The sequence below is a fragment of the Kitasatospora sp. MAP5-34 genome (genome assembly GCF_029894335.1).
Lineage (GTDB): Bacteria > Actinomycetota > Actinomycetes > Streptomycetales > Streptomycetaceae > Kitasatospora.
The window spans coordinates 1-5,927 of sequence record NZ_JARXZC010000082.1; the positions used below are offsets into that span (position 1 = coordinate 1).

The 5,927-nt window shown below is 68.5% G+C and carries 5 protein-coding genes and 2 pseudogenes; 2 read left to right on the forward strand and 5 right to left on the reverse strand.

The window, feature by feature from the left end; genetic code table 11:
- From P3T29_RS32255 to P3T29_RS32265, 3 genes and pseudogenes are all read right to left on the reverse strand, one after another.
- Positions 1 to 1,305 (reverse strand): hypothetical protein, encoded by a 1,305-nt coding sequence (locus P3T29_RS32255; protein WP_280720237.1) that lies wholly within the window; start codon positions 1,303 to 1,305, stop codon positions 1 to 3.
- Between the two features lie 93 nt (positions 1,306 to 1,398).
- A complete protein-coding gene (locus tag P3T29_RS32260; protein ID WP_280720238.1) occupies positions 1,399 to 1,968 on the reverse strand; it encodes a transposase in 570 nt (189 codons plus the stop codon).
- Positions 1,878 to 2,416: pseudogene (locus P3T29_RS32265) on the reverse strand (winged helix-turn-helix domain-containing protein). Before P3T29_RS32265 ends, P3T29_RS32260 begins: the two are co-directional and overlap by 91 nt.
- An 82-nt stretch (positions 2,417 to 2,498) precedes the next feature.
- Here P3T29_RS32265 and P3T29_RS32270 point away from each other — a divergent pair.
- Both P3T29_RS32270 and P3T29_RS32275 read left to right on the forward strand, forming a co-directional pair.
- Positions 2,499 to 3,350: a hypothetical protein gene (locus P3T29_RS32270; RefSeq protein WP_280720239.1), complete on the forward strand. Its 852-nt coding sequence runs from the start codon at positions 2,499 to 2,501 to the stop codon at positions 3,348 to 3,350.
- 5 nt (positions 3,351 to 3,355) lie between these two features.
- Entirely contained in the window at positions 3,356 to 4,078 is a 723-nt protein-coding gene (locus tag P3T29_RS32275) for an HAD hydrolase-like protein (protein ID WP_280720240.1), read from the forward strand.
- Between the two features lie 17 nt (positions 4,079 to 4,095).
- On the opposite strand, the gene P3T29_RS32280 is transcribed toward P3T29_RS32275, so the two are convergent.
- The gene (locus P3T29_RS32280; protein WP_280720241.1) at positions 4,096 to 4,887 is read right to left on the reverse strand and encodes a hypothetical protein; all 792 of its coding nucleotides are present in this window, start codon (positions 4,885 to 4,887) and stop codon (positions 4,096 to 4,098) included.
- A gap of 9 nt (positions 4,888 to 4,896) precedes the next feature.
- A pseudogene (locus P3T29_RS32285) lies at positions 4,897 to 5,927 on the reverse strand (WD40 repeat domain-containing protein); the annotation flags it as partial.

Here is a 5,927-nt window from a genome sequence, read left to right on the forward strand (position 1 = left end):
TCAGGCGAGTACTTGCTGGGTGGTGCCACTGCTACCTCGTTTCCTTTGAACAGAGATTCTATTGGGTCTCTGTCCGGAAACCTCGGGGCCCCTCAAGGCGTGGCCTGTGAGCGGCTCGCCCACCTGGCAGCCTGAGGCCAGGTCCCACACCCGCACCATCCCGTCCTGACAGCCGGCGATCACGTGGGGACGGCCGTCGAGCACCGCCGTCGCCACCGCCCGCACCTTGTCGCTATGGCCGATCACCGGCTCGCCGACCTGCTCGCCCGTGGCCAGATCCCACACCCGGAGCGTCCAGTCCTCGCCTCCGCTGACGATGCAGGGACGGCCTTCGATCGTTGTCGTGACCACCGACAACACCCAGCCGTCGTGACCGGTGATAGGTCGGCCGATCTGCCGGCCCGTGGTCAGATCCCACACCCGCACGGTCTCGTCGTGGCCACCGGTGACCGCCACGAGGCGGCCATCGACCACCCCCGTCGCCACCGCTCGCACCCCCTCCTCGTACGGCCACACCGGTGCGCCGGAGTCGGCGACTGTGAGCGGCTCGCCGATCTGCTCGCGCGTGGTCAGGTCCCACACCCGCACCCTGGCATCGCCGCCGCCGGTGACCGCGACGGGACGGCCCTCGAGCACCGCCGTCGCCACCGCCCCCACCGCAGCTCTGTGGCCGGTGAGGGGTTGGCCGATCTGCTCGCACGTCGCCAGGTCCCACGCCCGCACCGTCCGGTCAGAACTGCCGGTGACCGCCACGGGGCGGCCGTCGACCACCGCCGTCGCCACCGCGCACACCTCGCCGGCGTGGGCGGCGAGGTGTTGGCCGATCTGCCGGCCGGTGGTCAGGTCCCATACCCGCACGCTCCGGTCAGTACCGCCGGTGACCGCCACGGGGCGGCCGTCGACCACCGCCGTCGCCACCGCCAGCAACGCATCGGTGTGGGCGGTCGGAATACGACGCACGGACAGGTCGAGCTGGGAGCCGGTGGCCCACTCGACGCCCCACGGTGCGGCGGGTTCGTCCACCACCGGTACTGCGGTGATCCGTGCCGACAGCTCCTGGTCCCCGTAACGGGCCGCGTCCAGCGCCAGCAGCTGTCGGCGTACCCCCGCAGTGACGTCACGATGCAGGTGTGTCGAGGCCCGGTACACCGACGCGGCCAATCGCGCCGCCGGACCCGACGCCGCATCCAGCAACGCCATCACCGATCCCGGGTCCGCGTTCACCAGGAACCCCGGATCGGCCAACCGCTGGGCGGCCACGGCAGATTCAGCACGCGGGCGGATGTCCCGCAGATCATCAGACATGACCGGCACAGTACTGAATTTGAATGCGTGATGTCGGGCCTGGTTGTGGTCAGCCGTCCATGATCAGCCCGGCCTGGGTGAGTGCTCCGTCGATCAGGTGCGGGCGGTACTGGATCTTCTTGAGGCGTCGTTTGACGGCCTTGGCCAGGTGGTCGATGTTGGCGACGGCGAGGTTGCCGATGTCGCGTTTGACCAGTGACCAGATGGCTTCCTCGGGTTGAGGTCCGGTGCGTACGAGGGGAGTTGGAAGACGGTCAGCCAGTCCTGGTTGGCGGCGATGAACTCCTTCATGGGTGGCATCAGGTGGGCGGAGAGGTTGTCCCAGACGAGCACGATCGGGCCGCCGAGCTGGATGCGGGCGCGCAGGATCAGGTCGCGGTAGTCCTTCCACGTGAAGCCCTTGGGTTCGCCCTTGCGTCCTCTGTGTACGCGGAACCCGTAGATCAGCCGGGAGCGTTGGTCCTTCTTGTAGCAGCTCATCCCGGCCATCGACACCCTGCCGGATCCGCTGCCCCGGACCCGTACGACGGGTGTGCGGCCCACGCGGCCCCAGGTTCTGGCGCGCGGCGGTCTCAGCGACTGCCCGGCCTCGTCCTCGAAGACGAGCCAGGCCCCGCGAGCCGCCGCGGTGCTTTTACCCGCGGCCACACCTCCTTCTTCCACAGCTCGACGGCCGCGTCGTCGCGCTCGATCGCCCGGCGGGCCGGCTGCTGCCATGACCAGCCATGGCGCCTGAGCAGTGCCCAGGTCCCCTCGACGGTGTAGCCGACGTGGAACAGCCGACCGATCAGCGTCTTCACCCGCGCGAGCGTCCACCGCTGGTCCTCCCAGCCGTTGACCAGCGGGCCGCGTTCCAACTCACGCTCCAGCTTCGCGATTTGCGCCTCGCCGAGCCTCGGGCGGCCGGGCGAGCCCTTCGAACGCACACCGGACTCGCCGTCCTCCCGCCACTGGCGCCGCCAGCGCTCCACCGACCGCTCGCTCACCCGCAACGCTGCCGCGATCTCCCTGTTCTTGCCCCGCCCTCGAACCGGACGACGGCCTGAAGCCGGATCCGCTCCCGCGCGGCCCTCTCGGCGTCGGTCAAGCCGCCGCCCTGCGCATATCTCACGGCACCGAGCTACCGCAATCGCCCAGTGGCTGTCAGCCGAACGGCTCCGACATCACTCAATCAAGTTCAGCAGCTGCGGCACATGGACGCCAGCGCCGGCAGTGGAAGGCTTGCTGATCTCGCCCGCGCCCATCTCTCCATGCTGGAGGGGATGTTGCGGCACGGAAGTTACGACGAGGAGACCGGCCGTAGGCTCGCCGCCATTGCTGCCGACACCGAAACCCAGCTCGGCTGGTTCCACTTCGACGCCGGTCGCCATGCCGCAGCCCAGCAAGCCCTCCTGGGCGCGCTGCGAGCGGCGCACGCCTCCGGGGATCCGCGGCTCGGCGCGGGAGCGTTGTCGCACCTCGCGATCCAGAGCTACTCGAACGGTGACCCCCGAGACGCCGTCAGTGCGATGCAGGCCGCTCGAGAGAAGGTCAAGGCCGTTAACTCCCCTTCACTGAAGGCAATGCTCCTCACGCGACAGGCGCGCGGTCACGCCAAACTGGGTGAGCGGGAAGCGTGCATTCGGGCGCTCGGGACGGCAACTGAGCTCGCAGCAGCGGGCCCCTCGGACGAGGATCCCGACTGGCTCTACTGGATCAACGAGGGCGAGATCGCGGGGCAGGCAGGCAGTTGCCAGCTCGACCTCGACGATCCGCGACAGGCCGCGGTGAACTTCGAGCAGGCCCATGCCGCTCTGAACCCGGGAGACCGTCGGACACGCGCGCTGTTCGAGGCGCGAGCCGCGTCGGCCTACCGACGCAGTGGTGAGCACGAGGCGGGGTGCGCTGCCGTCGAGAATGTGCTGGAGCTGGCAGCCGAGGTTCAGTCGCGCCGCCTGCACGAGCACCTCGGCCGTACCACCGACGATCTGCGTGCCTTCGGCGGTGGGGCGCGTACGCAGGAGCTGATCGAGCGCTCGGCCGTGGCGCTCGCGGAAAGGAGTTGATTCTGTTGGTCGCGTCACTCGTGCTCTGGGATATCGACCGGACGCTGCTCTACGTCGGCGAGCTCGACCGGCGCGTCTATCGTGACGCCTTCGCCCGCGTCGTCGGCCGGCCCGCTGAGAGGCTGCCCGCGCGGGGCACCGGGGTCACGATGCCGCTGACCGTTCGCCAGCTCCTGCGCGAGAACAGCGTGCCCGAGCCTGATGTCGAAAGGCTGGCGGAGCGCATTATCGCGCTGCTGCCCGAGTTGCTGGCCGACTGCGCGGCGGAGATGCGTGGCGAAGGTCAGATCATGGCCGGTGCGGTCCGTGCCCTGCAGGCGGTGCGTGGGACTGCCGGTCTCATCCCGACAGTGCTCACGGGGAATCTCCGCCGCAACGCCGAAATCAAGCTCAAGGCGTTCGAGTTGGATGACTACCTGGAGACCTCGATCGGCGCTTTCGCCTCGGACGACTCCCACCGGCCGGCACTCGTGGCCCTGGCTCAGCAGCGGGCGGGACTTATGTACCGGACCGAGTTCACCAGCGCCAACACGGTAATCATCGGTGATTCTCTGGAGGACGTTCGAACTGGTCTCCAGGGGGGAGCAAGGGTGATCGGTGTCGCATCCGGAACGACCAGTGCTCAGGAACTTGCAACTGCCGGAGTTGACGCTGTCCTGGACGACCTGAAGGATGCCGATCTCCTTCTCGTGAACATTGCAGCTCTGGTACCCGGAGGCATGGTCTAACCTCAACACCAGTGACCTCACGATGCCGTTCCGGCGGCGACCACGTCGGCTACGGCGGGATCTGGGTTCCAGCCGGTGGCTGCGCGGCGCAGCTCCCAGGTCTCCGACCAGGTGCCGCTTGTCCGGACGAACGGTACGGGGCCGCCCGCATCGGCCCGGAGGCTGATTTCACCCCACGGGACGACATTGCAGTAGTGGTTTCCCGCGGCGATGTCCGACACACCGTACCGGGCCATGCCTGCTGGATCGACGATGTAGGTACCGAGGTGAAGGTACGTCATGTCGAGCCACCGGCCGCTCCCGATCCAGCTGCCGCTGGAGAGCATGGAGCGGACGCCGAACCCTGGCGTGCCATCGCGGCGCACCTTGAACTCGCGCAGGAGCGGGCCGTTGCGTTCCACATGGCGTGGCAGCGGAGTGTAGTCGGAGATCCTTCCGTCCGGGACCAGTTCCCAGTCCTCCTGGCGGTCACCAGAGATCCGCACCCGCTCGGGCACCGATCCGAGCCGTCGGTCAGGACTGACCAGCAGCCGCAGGAAGGGCTCGGCCCGCTCACCGTTGCCGGTGATTCCCGCAGCGTGTGCCAGAATCGGGCCGTCCGGGGCGGGGTTCGGGACGAGGAACGCCTCACCGAAGTGGCGGTACGGTCCTGCCTGGTCGAGGCCTTCGGCGTACCAGACGAAGGCCACTCCCCGTACGTTGGGGAAGTGGATGAGGTTGGCGAACTTCACACAGCGCACGCCGGTGAAGGAACCGTCGGTCAGGGACCGGGCTCGGTAGCAGCTGACGTATGGTCCGGCGTCAAACATGGTGGCCCATCAGGCATCGTTTCCAGCATCCGGTGAGTAGCGCAACAGGTACACGCCCGCCTCGCCGACTGCGGACAGCAACGGTCGGTGGGGATTCCAGGCAAGGCGCAGCAGGGGCTTGGCGACACGGAGTCCGCACACGGGCTCCGGCGTACCCGGTCCGAGTCGCCACACCCTCACGTGGGCGTCGCCGAGGTCCAAAGTCGCCAGCAGGCCATCCGGGGAGAAGGCGCAGTCTGCGACACCGCCGCCGTGTCGGCGAAGGGTATGGAGCAGTCGACCGGACGAGGACTCCCAGACCTTGCTCGTGCCATCATGGCTCGCGCTCGCGAGGAGCTTGCCGTCCGGCGAGAACGCGCAGGAGCTGACCAGGTCCGTGTGCCCGTCGAGAACGGCATGGGGCCGGCCGTTGTCGGTTCGCCAGAGTCGTACGGTGTGATCATGGCTCGCGGAGGCGATGAGGCTGCCGTCCGGCGAGAGCACGCAGTCGGAGACCACGCCGGTGTGCCCGTGGAGGACGCCCAGCCGGGCTCCGGAGGCGGCGTCCCAGAGTTGGACGGTGTCGTCACTCGATGCCGATATGAGGAGGGATCCGTCGGCTGAGAAGGCGCAGGCCGTGACCGCGTCGTCGTGGGTAATGATGGTCGGCGACGGGGAACCGCTGGACAGGTCCCACAGGCGGATCGTCCCGTCGTGGCTTGCTGAGGCGATGTGTGTGCCCGCAGGGTTGAACGCGCACCCGGTGACCGTGTCGGTGTGCCCGGCGAGGGTGTGCTTGAGTTCGCCGGTGTCGGCGCTCCAGATCCGCACCCGCCGTCCATACCCGGTCGTCGCCAGCAGGGTGCCGTCTCGGGAGAAGGTGCAGTAGGACTCCCAGGCAATGCTGTTCGGCGGCTTCTCCGGTCCCTGGCCGGTATGCCAGATGACGACCTTCCAGTCCCGGGCGGCGGTGGCCAGGTGTGTTCCGTCCGGGGAGAAGGCGCAGGCGGTCAGGAGTTCGCGGTGGCCGGTGAGGGTGGCTTGTTGTCGGCCTGTCGTGG

What these genes read in the sequence shown, in the direction of transcription:
- P3T29_RS32255 (WP_280720237.1), bottom strand. Translation starts at nt 1,305, where the DNA reads ATGTCTGATGATCTGCGGGACATCCGCCCGCGTGCTGAATCTGCCGTG.
- P3T29_RS32280 (WP_280720241.1), bottom strand. Translation starts at nt 4,887, where the DNA reads ATGTTTGACGCCGGACCATACGTCAGCTGCTACCGAGCCCGGTCCCTG.
- P3T29_RS32270 (WP_280720239.1), top strand. Translation starts at nt 2,499, where the DNA reads ATGGACGCCAGCGCCGGCAGTGGAAGGCTTGCTGATCTCGCCCGCGCC.